The sequence below is a fragment of the Paenibacillus tundrae genome, from assembly GCF_030812775.1.
In the GTDB taxonomy this organism is placed as follows: Bacteria; Bacillota; Bacilli; order Paenibacillales; family Paenibacillaceae; genus Paenibacillus; species Paenibacillus tundrae_A.
Genome location: NZ_JAUSTI010000002.1, coordinates 97,485 through 115,897, shown reverse-complemented (window position 1 = coordinate 115,897; position 18,413 = coordinate 97,485). Strand labels below are relative to the sequence as shown.

17 protein-coding genes are annotated in these 18,413 nt (G+C 42.3%); 9 read left to right on the top strand and 8 right to left on the bottom strand.

Annotated elements, in window-relative coordinates:
* Positions 1–23: 23 nt before the first annotated feature.
* The gene (locus J2T19_RS03790) at positions 24–896 is read right to left on the bottom strand and encodes a helix-turn-helix transcriptional regulator (protein WP_307213335.1); all 873 of its coding nucleotides are present in this window, start codon (positions 894–896) and stop codon (positions 24–26) included.
* 200 nt (positions 897–1,096) lie between these two features.
* On the opposite strand from J2T19_RS03790, the gene J2T19_RS03785 reads away from it, so the two are divergent.
* Positions 1,097–7,480 (top strand): rhamnogalacturonan lyase family protein, encoded by a 6,384-nt coding sequence (locus J2T19_RS03785; protein ID WP_307213334.1) that lies wholly within the window; start codon positions 1,097–1,099, stop codon positions 7,478–7,480.
* Positions 7,481–7,701: 221 nt separating this feature from the next.
* Here J2T19_RS03785 and J2T19_RS03780 read toward each other — a convergent pair whose 3' ends face one another.
* Both J2T19_RS03780 and J2T19_RS03775 read right to left on the bottom strand, forming a co-directional pair.
* Positions 7,702–7,983, bottom strand: coding sequence for a GNAT family N-acetyltransferase (locus J2T19_RS03780; RefSeq protein WP_307213333.1), 282 nt, complete (start codon positions 7,981–7,983; stop codon positions 7,702–7,704).
* A complete protein-coding gene (locus J2T19_RS03775) occupies positions 7,976–8,227 on the bottom strand; it encodes a (4Fe-4S)-binding protein (RefSeq protein WP_307213332.1) in 252 nt (83 codons plus the stop codon). Before J2T19_RS03775 ends, J2T19_RS03780 begins: the two co-directional genes overlap by 8 nt.
* A gap of 280 nt (positions 8,228–8,507) precedes the next feature.
* Between J2T19_RS03775 and J2T19_RS03770 the strand changes: the two genes are divergently transcribed.
* Positions 8,508–10,247, top strand: a complete 1,740-nt coding sequence (locus tag J2T19_RS03770) for an ABC-F family ATP-binding cassette domain-containing protein (protein ID WP_307213331.1) — start codon at positions 8,508–8,510, stop codon at positions 10,245–10,247.
* A gap of 152 nt (positions 10,248–10,399) precedes the next feature.
* Here the strand turns inward: J2T19_RS03770 and J2T19_RS03765 are convergent, their stop codons facing one another.
* On the bottom strand, positions 10,400–11,242 hold the full coding sequence (locus tag J2T19_RS03765) for an oxidoreductase (protein WP_307213330.1): 843 nt from the start codon (positions 11,240–11,242) through the stop codon (positions 10,400–10,402).
* Between the two features lie 91 nt (positions 11,243–11,333).
* Complete coding sequence (locus J2T19_RS03760; RefSeq protein ID WP_307213328.1) at positions 11,334–11,702, bottom strand: MerR family transcriptional regulator; 369 nt, start codon at positions 11,700–11,702, stop codon at positions 11,334–11,336.
* Between the two features lie 221 nt (positions 11,703–11,923).
* Here J2T19_RS03760 and J2T19_RS03755 point away from each other — a divergent pair, with 221 nt between their 5' ends.
* On the top strand, positions 11,924–12,178 hold the full coding sequence (locus J2T19_RS03755) for a hypothetical protein (protein ID WP_307213326.1): 255 nt from the start codon (positions 11,924–11,926) through the stop codon (positions 12,176–12,178).
* A gap of 124 nt (positions 12,179–12,302) precedes the next feature.
* On the opposite strand, the gene J2T19_RS03750 is transcribed toward J2T19_RS03755, so the two are convergent.
* Positions 12,303–12,578, bottom strand: a complete 276-nt coding sequence (locus tag J2T19_RS03750; RefSeq protein WP_307213324.1) for a hypothetical protein — start codon at positions 12,576–12,578, stop codon at positions 12,303–12,305.
* Between the two features lie 282 nt (positions 12,579–12,860).
* Here J2T19_RS03750 and J2T19_RS03745 point away from each other — a divergent pair, with 282 nt between their 5' ends.
* The 5 genes from J2T19_RS03745 (at position 12,861) to J2T19_RS03725 (ending at position 16,807) form a co-directional block, all read left to right on the top strand.
* Positions 12,861–13,094 (top strand): serine hydrolase domain-containing protein, encoded by a 234-nt coding sequence (locus J2T19_RS03745; protein WP_307214017.1) that lies wholly within the window; start codon positions 12,861–12,863, stop codon positions 13,092–13,094.
* Between the two features lie 345 nt (positions 13,095–13,439).
* Positions 13,440–14,495: an AraC family transcriptional regulator gene (locus J2T19_RS03740; protein ID WP_307213323.1), complete on the top strand. Its 1,056-nt coding sequence runs from the start codon at positions 13,440–13,442 to the stop codon at positions 14,493–14,495.
* Between the two features lie 45 nt (positions 14,496–14,540).
* Positions 14,541–15,332, top strand: a complete 792-nt coding sequence (locus J2T19_RS03735) for an SDR family NAD(P)-dependent oxidoreductase (protein ID WP_307213321.1) — start codon at positions 14,541–14,543, stop codon at positions 15,330–15,332.
* A 306-nt stretch (positions 15,333–15,638) separates the two neighbouring features.
* Positions 15,639–16,229 (top strand): SMI1/KNR4 family protein, encoded by a 591-nt coding sequence (locus J2T19_RS03730; RefSeq protein ID WP_307213318.1) that lies wholly within the window; start codon positions 15,639–15,641, stop codon positions 16,227–16,229.
* An 80-nt stretch (positions 16,230–16,309) separates the two neighbouring features.
* Positions 16,310–16,807, top strand: coding sequence for an SMI1/KNR4 family protein (locus tag J2T19_RS03725; protein ID WP_307213314.1), 498 nt, complete (start codon positions 16,310–16,312; stop codon positions 16,805–16,807).
* 194 nt (positions 16,808–17,001) lie between these two features.
* Here J2T19_RS03725 and J2T19_RS03720 read toward each other — a convergent pair whose 3' ends face one another.
* Positions 17,002–17,136, bottom strand: a complete 135-nt coding sequence (locus J2T19_RS03720; protein ID WP_307213312.1) for a hypothetical protein — start codon at positions 17,134–17,136, stop codon at positions 17,002–17,004.
* Between the two features lie 136 nt (positions 17,137–17,272).
* Between J2T19_RS03720 and J2T19_RS03715 the strand changes: the two genes are divergently transcribed.
* Positions 17,273–17,617, top strand: a complete 345-nt coding sequence (locus tag J2T19_RS03715; protein WP_239291904.1) for a winged helix-turn-helix transcriptional regulator — start codon at positions 17,273–17,275, stop codon at positions 17,615–17,617.
* A 163-nt stretch (positions 17,618–17,780) separates the two neighbouring features.
* On the opposite strand, the gene J2T19_RS03710 is transcribed toward J2T19_RS03715, so the two are convergent.
* Positions 17,781–18,398, bottom strand: coding sequence for a GNAT family N-acetyltransferase (locus tag J2T19_RS03710; RefSeq protein WP_307213310.1), 618 nt, complete (start codon positions 18,396–18,398; stop codon positions 17,781–17,783).
* Positions 18,399–18,413: the final 15 nt, after the last annotated feature.

Below are 18,413 nucleotides of genomic sequence, written 5' to 3'. Positions count from 1 at the left end.
GCCTTATGCAAGTGCAGAAGGAGTTACTCATAATAGATAGCCTCATATGGAAAGGCTAATTTATTCATGCGATATTCTTTGGGTGACATGGACATATATTGCCGAAAGACTTTGCCAAAATAGCTAGGGCTCTCAAATCCGCATTGTTGGCCGATTTGGGAAATCGGAAGTTCTGTCGTACGGAGTAGTCGAACAGCGACTTCAATCCGTCTGTCTTTGAGATAGGCTAACGGAGATGTTTTTTCTGATTTCTGGAATAACCTGCAGAGATAGTGTTTATTGATATCGCAATAGCTGGCTAGCATATCCAACGTCAATGGGGAAGCATAATTTTCTCGAATGAACTTTTTACATTTCTCGATTGTTGTTATTGAAAGAAGACCGATATCTCTCTCCGCATCCCGACTCGATTGCACTAAGAGAAGCAGCCACTGATAGACTTGCATGGACAGGCGATACTTGTCAGTCACTTTCTCTTGATGAATCAAATGGATGATCTGCCACAACTCTTGAATTAAGGGAGAGTCCGCGTTTCGCAAAATGACGTGCCCCTCATTATCATGAATCATATCCCATATTCGATTGGCTTCATCTCCACGAATGTTAATCCAAATAAATTCCCAGGGTTCATTGTTCTCTTGCTTATAATAATAGCAATGCTCACCAGATATTTTGACGAGTAGTGCGTGTCCCTTAGGTAAGGGAAGTGTTTGATTGTCAATATCCAGGTAACCCTGACCATTCAGGGTGTATTGAAAAACAACATGCCCCGGATCCGGTCTGTCATCACTTGGACAACGATATTCTTCACTTGAGACGATCTGCCATCCAATCGAGTCTAGTGTCATGATTGATGTATCGTCATTACGAAAAGCATAAGAGACCGTATGGTTCATACCTTCACCCCTACCTAAAAAAGTCAATTATGTTATATAATACGTCACATTTTTTAGATTGTCTGTCTTTTTTTAGACCTGTAAGATAAATGTAAGCGGTAACATGAGAAAGGGTGGTGACTGTAGTTAGTGTTCATTTTACAACAATAGGGCAGATTTCTTAAAATGATGAATTTTTGGATAAAGGAGGAGCTAATCCGATGAACCGAAGAACTGTTTCCATCCAGAAATCGATATTTGTATCTTTTCTAGCATTCCTTATGGTTATTTCATTGGCTGTACCTCCCGCTCCGGCACGCGCAGAGACATCCGACATCAAGACGGGCCGCCAGGGGGAGTATCTGAACCGAGGTCTGGTTGCGGTTCTCGTAGACAACGGCGTTTTCCTGAGCTGGAGGTATTTAAACAATGATCCTGATGAGATCGCTTTCAACATATATAAAAACGGAACGAAAGTAAATACGTCGCCAATAAGCGATGTAACAAACTATGTGGACACAACTGGCTTTGACAGCTCACAATATCAGATTTCTACGATTATTGCGGGCAAGGAACAAATGGAGCCGGAAGTTGTATCGGTCTGGCATAACGAATATCTACCGATTCCACTTGATAAACCGGCTGACGGCCGAACCAAGGACGGTGGAACTTACTCCTACTATGCGGGAGATGCTTCCGTAGCAGACTTGGACGGTGACGGTGAATATGAGATCGTCTTCCTGTGGAGTCCGAGCAATTCCAAGGACAACTCACATGCAGGCTATACCGGCAATGTGTATATTGATGCGATCAAATTAGACGGCACGAAGCTGTGGAGGATTGACCTTGGAGTCAACATCCGCGCCGGAGCACATTATACGCAGTTAATGGTATACGATCTGGATGGCGACGGAAAAGCCGAAGTTGTTGTTAAAACGGCAGATGGCACGATTGACGGGAAAGGGACGGTCATCGGCGATGGAACGAAAGATCACCGTAATGAAGGCGGATACATACTGACAGGCCCAGAATATCTCACGCTGTTTAACGGTGAGACCGGAGCTGCCGTATCCACTGTCGATTATGATCCTCCGAGAGGAAATGTCAGCGATTGGGGCGATGGTTATGGTAACCGTGTAGACCGTTTCTTGGGTGCTATTGCTTATCTGGACGGATCGAACCCTAGCGTTGTCATGAGCCGTGGGTATTATACCCGTACGGTGCTTGTTGCGTATGATTATGTTGGCGGAGAACTCGTCAAGCGCTGGAGGTTTGACACCAACGAGGCAGGATCGCAATATCAGGCACAAGGTAATCATAACCTAAGTGTGCTTGATGCCGATAATGACGGCAAGGATGAAATTATGTTCGGCGCCTTAGCGATAGACGATGATGGCAGCTTGATGTATAGTACCGGACTCGGTCACGGTGACGCTATGCACGCGGGCAAGCTCGATCCGAACCGTGAGGGTCACCAGGTCGTAAGTGTGCACGAGCATTCCAATGCTGATTACGGACTGGAGATGCGTGATGCTGCTACAGGTGAAATTCTCTGGGGAGAGAAAACAGGTTTTGACACAGGCCGCGGGATGTCGGCAGACATTGATCCAAACCATCCGGGATACGAATCATGGGCAACGACGGTTACTAACGGACAAAGTGTACCCGTAACCAGTACTTACTCGGCGGCTGGAGAGCCTATCTACACTGCTGAAGAAGGACCAAAAACCGCCAACTTTGCGATCTGGTGGGATGGAGATCTTCAGCGTGAACTGTTTGACCATGAGTGGGATAACAGTACAGCTAGAGGAATTCCGCTCATTTACAAATGGGATTACGAAAACAAAAAGCTTAATGAAATCTTCCGGGCGACCGGTACATTAACGAACAACCATACCAAAGGAAATCCTGCGCTTCAGGCGGACATTCTGGGGGATTGGCGTGAGGAAATTCTGCTGCGGAGTGAAGATAGTTCAGAATATCGTCTCTATACGACGACCATTCCTACAGACTATCGCATCCCTACACTGATGCAGGATCCTGTGTATCGACTGGGCGTAGCTTGGCAAAATGTATCCTACAACCAGCCACCGCATACTGGTTTTTATCTTGGATCAGAGTCAACTTCATTTCCTAAAGCTGATCTGACACTGACTCGCGGAGCGGAAATGCTGGAGTCCGTATACCGTTTTGATTTTGGTACAGACACAGCTTCTGAAAGTACGGGCATTCAAGACACACTTTACACACAAGAAACGGGATATGGGTTCACAGATATCAGCAATGTTAACGTAGGTTCTAACGAAGTTTCCGTTACGGCAGGCACGACATTTGCCGTTGATCTGCCGAATGCGAACTATAAGGTAACGCTGCGATTGGGTAGCGATACGCATGACTCCAACGTGGGAGTTAAATCTGAATTTGTCCAAAAGCTCGCTGTAACCAATGTAAAAGCAGGAGAGCCGCTGGAGTACTCTTATGATATTGCCTTAGTGGATGGGCAGCTTGATTTTCTCTTTACAGGTACAGCCATAGATATCCAAGACATCATTATTGAGAAATATCCAGATAAAGAGGCCGGTACAGCAACGACGATCTATATGGCCGGTGATTCAACGATGCAATCTTATAGTGAAATGCAAGCTCCGCAAGAGGGATGGGGTCAACAGTTCGGACGTTATTTCTCTAATGGGGCAGTGATTGTGAACGATGCAATCGGTGGACGAAGCAGTAAATCGTTCATGGTAGATGGTCGTCTAGATACGATTCTGCAGCGCATTAAGCCAGGGGATTTCTTCTTCATTTCTTTTGGTCATAATGACGCTAGTGCAGGTATACCAGATCGGTATGCATCACCAGAAGACTATAAAATCTATTTATCCCGTTATGTGAACGGTGCGAAACAGCGCGGCGCTACACCGGTACTGCTCACTCCGGTTGGACGCAGAGATTTTAATACGTTAACTCAGGAGTTCAACGTCAGCTTCCCGGCATATGTGCAAGCAGCCAAAGAAGTGGCGCAGGAGCTGAATGTGCCGCTGATTGATCTCAGCAAATTAAGCATTGCGTACTTCAACAAAATTGGTAATACAGCTACCGAGAAAGTATTCCTATATGCTAATCCAGGTGAATATCCGAAATACCCGAATGGAATCAACGATAACACCCATTTCAGCAGTTATGGTGCGCAGAGAATTGCTGGATTGGTTGCCGGCGCGGTGAAAGACATGGAGCTTAGCATTTCTTCCCTGGTCATTGACCCGGATATTGCTGAACCCGAACCTGAGCCGGAAATCCAGCTCTATGAAGAGGATTTTGAAGGCGCCGCAGCGGAATATCAGTATGCGATGGTGAACGCAACTGGTATTGCGGGAACTATGGCGGGAACGGTGGTTGAACAGTCAGGAAATAAGGTACTGTCGGTCACAGGTTCTGGATCAGGCCATCGGGCGAAAGTGTTCCGTCTGTTCGATGCCGTAAATGGCGATAAAGTGGACGTGAACTTTGACTGGCAATCCGGTAATGTGAGTGCCTATCCATCTGAAGGTCACCTCACGGTGCAAGATTCGAACGAAAATGCTCTATTCACGTTGTTTACAAAAACCGGAAGCACGAAAATTCATTATTTTGTCGGTGCATATAACCCGGATTATGGTACGGGCGATACGGCCATACCTGAAGGGGGAACGGCTACAGAGATCTCCAAGAACCAATGGGTCAATGTGGAAGCATCCGTTAATTTTGCCGAGAAAACATTGGATCTGACATTAACGAATCAGGCGGATCCGACCGTCACACAGACGATCCAAGATATCCCTATGAGTTCCATCGCATATGCAGATAACGTCAGAGCTATTCGGTTCCTTGGTACGAGAAAAGGCGGTGGAGGTACGCTGAACTGGACTACTCAGATTGATAATGTGCGAATTGAAGGAACGCAGCTTGATTCAGAGGGCGGCGATCAGACAGCCTTAGTTGATCTGTACGATGAAGTTAAGGCTCTTGATCTGTCAGCATATACAGAGGCTTCGAAAGAAGTGCTCAATCGGGCTTTGGTATCAGCGGAAGCTATCTTTAATACGGAAGCAACCCAAGCTCAAATTGACCATGCGTTTAACATGTTAACTGTCGCGAAGGATTCGTTGACGAGTGAACCGGGCGAAGAGATCAACGCGTACAAGTTTGATTTTGGCTCTGGCAGTGCTGCCGAAGGATACATCAAGGTAGATGCCAAGAGAGCTTACATTGAAGGCAACAAGTACGGCTTTGCTGATACTGCATTGACACAAGATGAGAATCGCGAAACTGGGGATCCGCTCAAAGAGGACTTTACTCGAGTAAACGGTACTTCTTTCCTGGTGGAAATGGAACCTGCTAATTACCGTGTAACGATGACCATCGGTGATGCAGAAGAGACGACCAGCGCCAATGTCGTTGTAGAGCAGATGACCAAACTTCCACTCACAACCATTGCTAAAGGTGATTTTAAAGAAGTAACGTTTGACATTGCCCTGATTGATGGAATCTTTAACTTTAATTTCACTGGAAATGCGCCGAAAATCAATGCGTTGAAACTGGAGCGTCTGCCAGATCAAAGTGCAAATGATAAGCCTACAGTCTATCTGGCTAGTGATTCCACCGTGGCCAATTACGCGGAGAACTATCGTCCACAAGCAGGCTGGGGTGAAACGCTAGGTCAATATTTTGACCAGAATGAAGTCAGCATTGATAACCGGGCAGTTGGAGGATTGAGCAGTAAGACCTTCCTCGTAGGCGGATATCTAAATGATCTTTTGCTTGACATTCGTGAAGGTGATTATCTGTTCATGCAGTGGTCCCATAACGATTCCACACCGTCCCGTCCAGAGCGTTATCTCACGCCGGAGCAGTTTAAGGTATATCTAAAAGAATATATTGATGGTGCGGTGCAAAGAGGAGCGATTCCGGTTCTGGTCACCCCAGTCAACCGTCGTGATTTCACTGGAGAGGTGCTGAACAAGAGCTTCCCAGAATACGTACAGGCGATGAAGGAAACGGCACAGGAGACCGAAACGCTCATTATTGATCTGAACCAAGCTAGCTGGGAGTATTTCCAAGAGCTTGGCACAGAAGGAACGAAATCAATATTTATGTGGGTAGGCACAACAGAAGACAATACACATTTGCAGATGAACGGTGCAATCAAAGTATCTGAACTTGTGGCAGGTCTTGTGAAGGAATTGAATATTCCGCTATCAGCTCACGTTAAGTTGGAAGGAGAAAATCCGGATCAGGAAGCCCCGCATACCACGGTAACCGTGGAAGGGGATGAATATGACGGGTGGTATACTTCTCCAGTACAAGTAACCTTTACGGCAAGTGACGAAGATTCCGAGGTCGAAGGAACTTATTATCAAATTAACGGTGGCGAGACAGTGAGTGGTACACAGCTGACTCTAACTGAAGAAGGTACACACACGATCACTTACTGGAGCGTCGACGTCGACGGCAACAAGGAAAATGAGCAGTCTTTGACCGTATCTATTGATCTCGTTCCTCCAACCATCGAAGTTCATGGTCAAACGGAGTACACGATTGATCAGCACGTGGAAATTGGTTATACAGCCTCGGATGCGGTATCCGGTGTGATAGAACCGGAGGGTGTGCTTCTGGATACTCCAGCTTACACATTGGAACCCGGCCTGAACCAGGTAACGGCAACCGTCTCCGATAGAGCGGGTTGGGAACAGACAGTAGAATATAGCTTTGCAGTAATTGCTACATTCGACAGCTTGATTAACTTGACGAACTCCTTTGCTGATGAATCGAGTGATCCTAATGCAAGCGTTCTTGCTGATCAGCTTGTAAACACGTTACAACAAGCGCAACAGGCTGCCAACAATCGTGAAGGAGCAAAAGCACGTCAATTACTTGCATCCTATGGTAATGATGTTCAAGCAGCTAGAGGCTCCGTTTTTACCGATGAACAGGTTAATGTGTTGCTTAAGTGGGAGGAATGGCTCCATCAAGGAACACCACTAGCCAACGGAGCTCCTGGGACACCGGTACTGTCGGACAATAACGGTTACGACACAGGACTCAAGGATGGAGACTACACTATTACGATGAATTTGTGGTGGGGCAATAATGGCAACCAGTTCAAGCTGTACGAGAATGGTGAGTTGATTAAGGAAGTTTCCCTGGTGGATCAATCGCCATCTGCTCAGTCTGTTAAAGTAGACATTACTGGGAAGAAAAATGGAAATTATATTTATACTGGAGAATTGATCAATTCATTGGGTACGACCATGAGTGTTCCCCTGACAGTTGTCGTTACAGATGCTGCCCCGGGGCAAGCTGTTCTGTCGAATGACAACTGGGACGGTGATGGTAACTTTAATGTCACGATGAATCTATGGTGGGGAACCAATGCTACAGAATATGAGCTGTATGAAAATGGTGTCCTGATCGATACGCAATCATTACAATCGCATACACCTAACGCACAGTCTGCAGTTACTGCTATTTCTGGAAGATCACCTGGAAGCTACGAGTATGAAGCTGTACTTCGTAACTCTTCAGGGGAAACCAGATCATATCCATTACAAGTGACGGTACGAAAGTAGCTGTAATGCTTGAGGCATTCCATTAAGATGTTGTGATTAGAGCTACAACTGAAGTATACTAATGTTATATAAAAAGGTGCTATTCCTCATTAATTTGAGGGATAGCACCTTTTTATATTTGCTTCGTATGAGAGCGTTTGACGGATTTGAATCTCCATCTAAAATTTGGTGAGAAAGGAAACTGGCTTATGGAGAAATTGTCGTCCATACGTGATTAGTTATTATTTATTAAGAACATCCGCGTATTCAGAAATACGTTCAAAACGTCCTTTGGCAAAAGGGCATAAAGGTAAAATTTTAATACCATTTTCCCGTGCGTATTCTACCATCGCCTGGAGCAGTTTATCACCAAGACCTTGACCTCGGTAAGCATTTTCAACGAAAGTGTGATCAATAATGTAGAGCTCCGGACTTGAGATCACATACGTCATCACTGCAGCAATGTCACCGTTATCTTGAATAAGAAATCTTTTGTTTGCAGGTTCATGTTCTACGTTATGCATGTTCATCCTCTTTCTTTGTTGAATTTTTTTCGTCCAGACGTTTATACGTCAATGCTCCGCTTGGACAGGTGTCAATATGCCGGGCAATGGCCTCGGAAGTGTCAGCATCTGGATCAACCCAAGGACGTTTACTTAGATTAAAAACGCCAGGGAGACCTTTCACACAAATACCGGAATGAATGCAGACATCGGAATTAAACATGACTTCGATCTCTTTACCAAAGTATACCTTCTCCTTATTCATTACCTTCACATCTTTCACTTTTAAGTTTATTTATAGAGCCAGCTTCATTCCTCGAAAGCTCTCTAAATTCTTTCCAACAAGCATTGGTGGCAAGCCATGCCTGACAGGCTCTCGATGTCCGAATTATAATGAGGAATCAAGCATAAGTCAACGTGACAAATCTCCTAAACGGGGGCTAAAAATGAATTGTACTTGGGGTGAAACAGTGTTACTCTAAAAGTCTGTGTTCACAAGACATTGAATAATAGTCACCATTATAGATAGAAAGAAAGGTAACACTATGATAACAGTTGATAATTTATCCTTTTCATTTCCGCAAAAAGATTTATATAACCATATTTCATTTACATTAGAAGAAGGACACCATTGCGCTTTTATCGGAACGAGTGGTAGTGGCAAGAGTACGCTGATTGATATTCTGATGGATCCGGAACGATATTTATACGATGGCAAGTTGGAGATAGACCCAGAGTATAGAATCGGGTATGTAAGTCAGTTTTTGCAAGAAGACCAAGCGAAAGAAATGACTGTATTTGAATTTATCGCAGAAGAATTTATCAAGCTCCAAGATGAAATCACGTCGATTTATGATGAAATGGCAACCGCAACGGATATGGACTCGCTGATGGAAAAGGTTCAATTGGCGTTAGACGCGTTCGAGTCGATGGACGGGGATAATTTCGAAAACAACATTAATAAGCAACTAAACCTGGCTAACCTCATGAAGCTAAAAGATCTTAACATTGCCTCCTTAAGTGGTGGAGAATTCAAATTGATTCAAGTGATGAAGGAAATGCTCCATCGTCCAGACTTGATGATTATGGATGAACCAGATGTATTTTTGGATTTTGAAAATCTAAATGCACTTAAAAAACTTATTAATTCCCACAAGGGTATGCTGCTAGTTGTTACGCACAACCGATACCTGTTGAATCATTGTTTCAACAAAATCATCCACCTTGAAGATACGGAGATCCAAGAGTTTGATGGACGATATATCGATTATAACTTCTCACTGCTTCAGACCAAAGTAGAGTTACAAGAAATCGCAGTCGCGGAAGAAGAAGAAATTAAGAGAAACGAGAATATCGTAATTAACCTTAGAGAGATCGCAACGAATGATTCAGAAGCATCGAGAGGGAGAGCGTTAAAGGCTAGAGTTAAGTTCACAGAAAGATTAGAAGCGCGTAGAATCAAAGCGCCATTTGTTGATATTAAGCAACCGAACATTCATTTTGGTATGGATAATAAACCCAAAAATACCCGTATTGTACAAGTCAATAATTATAGCGTTGCGTATGACGAGTTGCTTTTGGATAATGTTAGCTTTGAGATGAAAGCTACAGACAAAGTAGCCATTATCGGTGCAAACGGTACCGGCAAAACGACTTTGCTTCGAGACATCTTTAAAAATAACCATGCTGCAATAGAAATCAATGCTGATGTTAACGTGGCTTATTTATCTCAGGTTCAAGGTGAAATGCTAAAGGATTCGAACACCATACTCGATGAATTCATTGAAGCTGGGTTTGATACGTATGATGAGATTAGATCGTATCTTTCAAACTATGGTTTTGAAGGAGAAATTCTGAATCAAAAGATAGAATCTTTATCCGGTGGAGAAAAAAATATGCTTCAATTGGCTAAAGTTGCTGCCAGTAAAGCAAACGTATTACTTCTGGATGAACCGACAAGCCATTTAGACATCTATACACAAATAGCACTGGAGAAAGCCATTGTGGAATACAAAGGCGCCATTCTCATGATTTCGCATGATTTTTATTCTGTAGTCAATGGCATGGATTATGTTTTGATCATTGAGGATCAGAAGATTAGAAAAATGAGTATTGAAGAATTTAGAGAGATGATCTATGCGAGTCATTTCAACAAAGACTATTTAGAAACTGAACAAAAGAAAAAAGCAGTTGAAATGAAAATTGAATTGGCTTTAAAAGATACTAACTTTGAACTTGCAAAAGGTTTGGTGGATGAGCTAGAAGAGGTCATTAAGTTGCTTTAATTTTAAAAATCCCCCTCTCATTCCTCGGACTATTATGAACCGATAATTTTTAATCCCCTTTAGTAGATAAGTACAAGTAAACATCTGTGAAGATGAACTTTATCCTATCTAGCAAAGGGGACTTTTTTCTTTTAATCTTTAAAACGTTGAACTTATTGTTTGTAATCCGCGTTTACAGTAATTTCTTTCCATTCTTCTATGCTGGAGAGCATGTTGTTGAATTTATAGGTTGCTGCATCGTAAGCTTGTTGTCCAAGCAATAGACGAAGAGGCGGTTCTGTAGTTTCCACAACTTTAATAACGGCTTCAGCCGCCTTTGCTGGATCTCCAGCTTCTTGACCAGCCCCTAACTGAACACCCTGTAACATTTGTCCAACAATGGATTCTTTAAGTTCAGGTATGCTTGTCTCTGTCTTGACAGATGAGCGGCCTCCCCAATCTGTGCGGAAGCCACTTGGCTCCATTAATGTCACATGAATATTGAAGGGAGCCAATTCTTGTGAGAGGCTCTCAGATATGCCCTCAACGGCGTATTTTGTAGCATGATAATACCCGAGAGTTGGGAAGGAAGTTAGACCGCCAATGGAAGAGAAGTTTATAATGTGGCCGCTTTTTTGGGAACGCATGTGAGGAAGTACAGCATTCGTAACATGCATGAGTCCCCAGAAGTTAATCTCGAACATTTTACGTGTCTCTTCCTCTATGCTTTCCTCAACAGAGCTGAAATAACCGACACCTGCATTGTTTACAAGCACATCAATACGATTAAACTTCTCTATTGTACGGTCAATCGCATTACGAATTTGCTCCGAATTAGTAACGTCGAGTGGGAGAGCGAGTACATGTTTTTCATTCCCCACTGTAAGATCGGTTATCTGATTAATATTACGGGCAGTTACTACGACCTTATAACCTGCATCAATCGCTTGCTCAGCGATGTGTCGACCAAATCCAGTTGAACACCCTGTGATAAACCATACTTTTTGTTCTGACATTATAATCACTCCTTCAAGTTAATAATCATACTTTACATCTTAAAGTTAACTTGAAGTCAATACTCATTTTAGATACTTCTTTTGCAGGAGTTTATTTCATTTTCTTATGCATCAAAACATCGTAGATCGCTATTTTGCGTATGATCTTCTCCAGATGGAATTGCGTCTCTGCCACTGTACGTTCCACCTTAGCTTTATGCATAAGCAAAAATTGTTTTCTTGCATCCAGGGAAGGATCACCTTGTCGAATCAGCTCTGTGTATGCCTTAATATCTTCAATAGACATTCCCGTATCTTTCAAAGCGATAACCAGCTCCAGCCACTCTAAGACTTCATTCGAGTATTCTCTTCTACCTGAAGCATTTCGTTCAACATGAGGTAAGATGCCTTCTTGCTCATAATAACGGAGGGTGGAGGGACGCAAACCTGTAATTTTCTCAATTTCACTAATACTATACATATCGAATGATCCTTTCGTAGTTAAAGTTAACTTGAAGTTAATTGTACCGTTATTCTGAACTGAAAGCGAATAATTCGGAATAAGAAGTCAATTGTTACTACCATTGAAAGTAGATAAGAGAGAAGAAAGATACACAATGAACGAGATTGCAAATTAATCGTGTGCAAAGTGTCAAGGATTGATTACAATAGAAGCATTACAGACTAAGGGATGAATGTACAATGGTTCAAGAAGACAGCGTATTTGAACAGATTATGAAATCGAAGAGATCCAAATCGATCAAGGCTAGAACAGGTCAAGTTAGTTCAGTTCCGAACAAGAAAACATCTTTGGAACAATTAAATGATTTGGATATCCGACACAAAAATGTAGAAGCTGAATCAGTAGAACCAAGTATGCCGCACAGACGTCTACTAGAAATCAGGAAAGAGCTAAGTCAGATCAGAAAATTAAAGAAAGAAGATCACATGTTATAAGCTTTAAAGAAAAGTACATACGATGGCAATAGGTGCATGTTACAGCGTGGTTGTATTCGGATCATCGGATCACAAGTAAGTCGTGAGGTCATTAAGACTCACGACTTTTTATATTCAAGGAGTGTTAATTCGTAATAGAGAGAATACGCCATGCTGAATCTTCTTTTTGCATGAGGTATAACTTAGTAGTTTCATCTGCTTGTAAAGGAGACGCATTGAAATAAACATTTTTTTGTTTAACAAACACTTCGATGTTTCCATCTTGAAGCACATTAAACAACGGCTCATCCATCGAAATAGCTACAGCATACACTTGACTGAATTCTTCCTCGTGAACCGCGTGTTCTTGGACATAGGCTGAACGTACCGCGTCAGCATCGAACTGCAGTATACCTTTCATATTTCGATTCAATGTCTGCACAATTTGCAGCTCATCCCCCTCATAGGGGCTCTCATCTATGTAGTGAAAATTGACGATCTTCGCTGCATGAAGAGCAGCTGCAATTTCTTCTTTACTGGTGTTGCCGACTAAATTGGATTTTCTTGTTGAACAGGCTCACTAGTAAAGGGGAATCTGGCCGGCTCGTGGAATTATATTCGAAACGAAGCAATTATTAAGCGTTTACAACCGGAAACTCATCTTCGAAATTAATACGGTCAGGAAGCAACGCTAGCAGATCGAATAACATACTACAACATGCCCGGGGTATCTATTGCGGTTATACATGACTTCAAACTGGATTGGGCTCAGGGATTCAGGGTATGTGAGGCAGGGAAACCGGAGCCTGTCACCGAAAAAACGCTCTTCCAAGCTGCGTCGGTCAGCAAGCCGATTTTTGCTGTAGCTGTAATGCGATTAGTTCAGGAAGGGAAATTAGATCTGGAACGGGACGTGAACGATTATCTGACAATTTGACTAAGTTGCGGAATAGAATTGCAGTATAATTAAATTAGCATATTCATAGTTGGGTCTGAAGAAAAGGCTATCCTTGGGGATAGCCTTTTGTGTAGCCCTTGACGTTTGTATACGCATGATGATTGAAGATGTCCAAAACTCAGAACAATTACTTCTTTGAAATTAACCGTATTCGCTCATTATATGCCTCAATTAATAATTAGATTGAGCATGGCGCAATGTGTTAGTAGGTTGTCATGTTATGCTAGTTACATATATGAACCCTAGGAGTATCATTGTATTTGTAAGTCAGCGAAGGATGCATGTCATCCGAGTTTGTCAATCAGCAGAAGGAGGTGCACATAAATGAAAAGTGATTCCTTTGAAAGCATTAAGATGCCTTCGGGATTTTGGGAAGGTCTACGTCAGATCGGCATTAACTCATATGATGTAGCACGGAAGGCCGGTTTACCGCTCACGGTTAGTTCCGATTCATCGGTGAATATCACTCAATATTACGCAATCTGGCAGGCATATTCAGATCTCGCAGGTGATATTGCTCACGGCATGATACAACTTGCAACTATATATGAGGTAACGAAATATCCACCCCCTATATTAGCCACTTTTCACGCACGTGATTATCGCGATGCACTGCAACGGATGGCTCGATATAAACAGCTGTGTCCTCCAGAAAATTTAAAGATCATTGAAGATGAGGAAGATTGCATCCTAGATCTGCAATGGTTGGATACTGATGAATCTTGTCCGCCTTTACTAGTGGGAATTACACTAGCATTCCTGCTCGAATTGGGACGACGGGGAACAGGTCGGCATCTGACGGCTAGAGCTGTAGAGTTTGCACAGCCGATGGGAGATGTACAGGTACTTGAAGATTACTTTGGATGCCGAGTTCGAACGGATGCGAATCGCAATCGATTGACCTTACATCGAAAGGATCTGGATATTCCTTTCCATTCTTATAATGCAGAGTTACTTGAAATTCTGACCCCTGCACTGGATCGCACGTTACATGAACATCGAGGAAATCGTTCCTTGTCGGAGATGGTCAAATGGATTATGAAGCGTAGCTTCAGCGCCGGACGTCCTGATATACACATGGTCGCTAAAGAACTTGGCATGAGCAATCGGACTTTGCAGCGTCGACTAACCGATGAAAGCACGACATTTAACCATTTGCTCACACAAGCAAGGCATGAACAAGCACGGAGGTATTTGTCAGATTTATCACTTGATATCAAGGAAGTGGCATTTCTAATCGGATATGAGGATCAAAATTCATTTTACCGCGCATTCCGTACTTGGGAAGGCGATACACCTGCCAATTGGCGTATTGAACATGCGGAGGCGGATGCAAACTCAGGAGATTATCCTTCATTTTCAGGCGGACACACTCATTAATCAAGGAGAACCAGACGACTAGATCAGACAAGGGAGAATGGTTTCATGGACATGGGATTGAATCATAAAACAGCATTGGTAACAGGTTCGACGAAAGGGATCGGTAAAGCCATTGCGATCGAACTAGCTAAAGAAGGTGTAAATGTACTGATCAATGGACGGAATTACGATGAGGTAGAGCGTGTTGTAGATGAAATCAAGTCTGCGTATCCAACTACGTCTCCTCAAAATGCGGCAGCTGATATTGTTAATTCTGCAGAGCGTGAAGCATTATTTGAGAAGTTTCCACAAGTTGATATTCTGATCAATAACACCGGGATTTATGAGCTGATGTCATATTATGATATAGATGATGCCGTATGGGATAAATACATTCAGACCAACGTACTATCCGCAGACGCGCTGACTCGATTTTATTTACCTACCATGCTAAACAACAGTTTTGGCCGAATTATTTTTATTGCAAGTGAAGAAGCGGTGATGCCTGGATATATGCCGCAATACGCTGTAACGAAATCCATGTTACTCTCTTTATCTAAGAGTCTGTCTAAATTAACAGTAGGCACGGAAGTCACGGTCAATACGATTATGCCTGGGCCGACACTCTCAGAGAATGTACAACAGATCATTGAGAGCGTCATACAAGATGAGAACATGACCTTTGAAGAAAAAGAGAAGACCTTTATGGCCGCGAATCTTCCGCAATCGGAGTTACAACGCTTCATCAGACCAAGCGAGATCGGCAGACTTACGACATTTGTTTGCAGCCCGTTCGCAACACCATTTAAAGGTTCACCGATCCGTATGGATGGTGGAATGGTTCCGACAATTCACTAATCATACTTAAGTACACGATAACTTCATAATTTTAATGGACAGCCGATAAGATTTATCGGTTGTTTTTGGTGCTGAACCAGGATTAAAGCATGTTCCTGTTGAAGTTTTGTAAAGTTAGCTAAGTTTAGCTAAGTTGCAATCAAGTTGCCAATATAACTGGAGAGTTACTAGGTAAAAATGATAAACTGGACTTGATATAAACAATGGTATGGAAGAGCAAAACGATATTAACAAAACAATAGTCTGACTTCAGTTTATCTGTTTATTTAAGCGGAATTTCTATTATTTATTTGGGAGGGCAATATCATGGATTTGGTAAACCAATTTCTAAATGGCTTAAGAGCAAGGTTATCAGCAGAAGAGCTTGATGATCTAAACACAGCACATGGTGCTGCACAAGAAGATATTGATACATTGAGGGCACAGTATCCTGATTGTCCAGAATCGTTAATACGTTTACTAGAAAATATAGATGGTACATATTGGAGGAAGTACGGTGATAAAGAAATTACGGTCTGCATTCTAGGCTCTGATGTTGAAGAAGGTCGATATCCATATTATTTACTTTCCACCGAGGAAATGCTTAAAAGTTCGAAACAAGAGGAAGATGTGTCCTATCTATTGGAATACGAAGAGGACGAGGAGGCGGTTGATCCTAAAATAAATTCAGAGGGGCTGCTTCCAGGCCAATATATTCATTTCTCAGATTGTATGAACAATGGAGGAACATCAAGACTTTATATTGATTTTAATCCTTCGGATCTCGGGGTAAAGGGTCAAATCATCCGCTTTTTGCATGACCCAGATGAATATGCCGTGATTGCGAACAGTTTTGATGCGTATTTACAAATGCTTATTGATGGTGAATATGTGTATCTAAGTGAAGACGAGGATTAAATTGACAACAATGACAACCGTATAAGTGTGAACCAATTCCAAGAGTTAAAGCGAGTCTATTAGGAGGAAGAAGGTGCACTGTGAGAAGTACATTCCAAGAATTTATACTTTGGGCTGAAGCCAATGGTTGGGCAATTCGCTCCGAGTCGAGTCATGAAATAAATTTAGATGCTAATGTGAGTACGAGGTACAACCATATTCCTAATGAATATTTAAATTTTATACGTGTTGTTAAACAATGTGTCTCACCTAGTGAGCAGACATGGTTTCTGTGTGAAAATGAATATAATCATAGCACAGATACAGCATTTCAATGGAACGAATTCGAATTACTCAGCTTGGAGGCAGCGGCTGGAGATGATCAATGGACATCAGAGATTAAGACATGGTGGGATCATTATCTGCCAATCGTCATCTCCGTGCAAGGGGGCTATTCCTTCTATGCCATTGATTTATCCAAGGAAAGAGGTACAATCGTGCGTGGAGAAGAACCTGAATTTGAAGAAGTTACTAAAGTTGCAGATCATCTTGATGAATTTTTACAAGGTATTATGTTGAGTTCAATAGTTCTAGAGTGAGCAGGTATGACAATGCAATAATCTCAGATGTCGAGGGGGTCAAGAAATTGCCCCATTCAAGTCGCTATATAGCGGCTTTTTTTCTTTTGGGTGTAGTCGATGGTTTAACTTGGCTACTCTAGTGATTCACCATCTGCTCTGCGGAGCCTACCGCCATGACGGTATTTAACTCAAAGCCATGCTCCCGACAAACGTTATCCACCAAATCTCTCCCCTAGATCCACCTTCGGGTACATGACCAGAGCATTCTGAGGCAGTTCTTCGAGCGTAATCGCCTGCCACTTCGCCAGTTCACTTGTTGAATGAACAAACAATTGAACACCAATCATTAACATCACTCGTTCCGTTTAAAAAGTTGATTGTAATGACACAATTATCACCTTTTGGTGACTATATCACTAAAAAGTAGGTACTATCCATCTAGTAACTTTTCCTCCATAATAGATTGTAGAAAGGGTGCATGATATGAAAACGTATTACTGTGAACTGGAAGTGACATTAGAGGTTATTGGAGGAAAGTGGAAAGGACTTGTTCTATATTATTTGATAAAAGGACCTAAACGGACGGGAGAGCTTAAGCGGCTCATGAACAACATTTCACAGAAGATGTTGATTCAAACTCTTCGAGAACTAGAAGCAGATGGATTAATTCATCGGAAAATGTACAATCAAGTCCCGCCAAAAGTGGAATATTCAACAACAGAGCTGGGTCAATCCCTAGAACCCATTTTGAAATTGCTATGTGGATGGGGCGGGCAATACGCAGAGCAATCCTACGCTCCAGGGGAGATCGAGATTTTGTATCCATAACCAGTAATCCCAGGTGATCAGTGTGAGTATTTTAAGATACAGTTACCCTACGATGTTAAAAAGAAGCAAAAGCCTTTATTGATCGTGGCGGAGATATTCAAAAGACGACCATTCTCCTAAAAGGATTGAACAAGCTGCAAAATGAAGCTAGCACGTCTTGAGATTAGGTGTGACTGTTGATCTCTACACATTTTTGCATGAATATTACTTTTTTGAAGCCTGCTTTTGCAGTAAATAAGCCGGATGTAAGTTCTTTTTTGATCATATAACCGAAACGCTCATATAATTTCTGTGCTGATGGATTCGTATCAACAACTTCAAGATTTATTTTAGAAATTTGCATCGTTTTTGCGAGCTGTTCTACCTCCTTTAATAACAGTTTACCTATTCCAGTACCACGCGCTTTTTCAGATACTGCAATAGGGTCAATCTGTAATATATCCTCGTTGTACATATGGAACCTTAAATATATGGTGTAAAAGAAATATCGCCACATCGCTGCGAATGGAGGATAAACCTTTTGAAATGCCTTATATTTCGCAGGTGCAAAGGCTTTTTTGCCTAGATTATATCCGAGAAAGCCAATGACTTCTTCATTTCGTATTGCATAGATGCCTTGTTCAAACTGAATAGATTGAGCTAATAGCTCAACAGCTTGCTCTCTCGTTTTGGTAAAAAACCAAAGATATTTTACTTTCAATGGAAAAGCTTCGTAAAATAAATGAGCCACCTGTGCTTGTTGCTGAGGATTAAGCTTCGATGTAATTTCAATTTGATCCACGGTAATCTCCCCTAA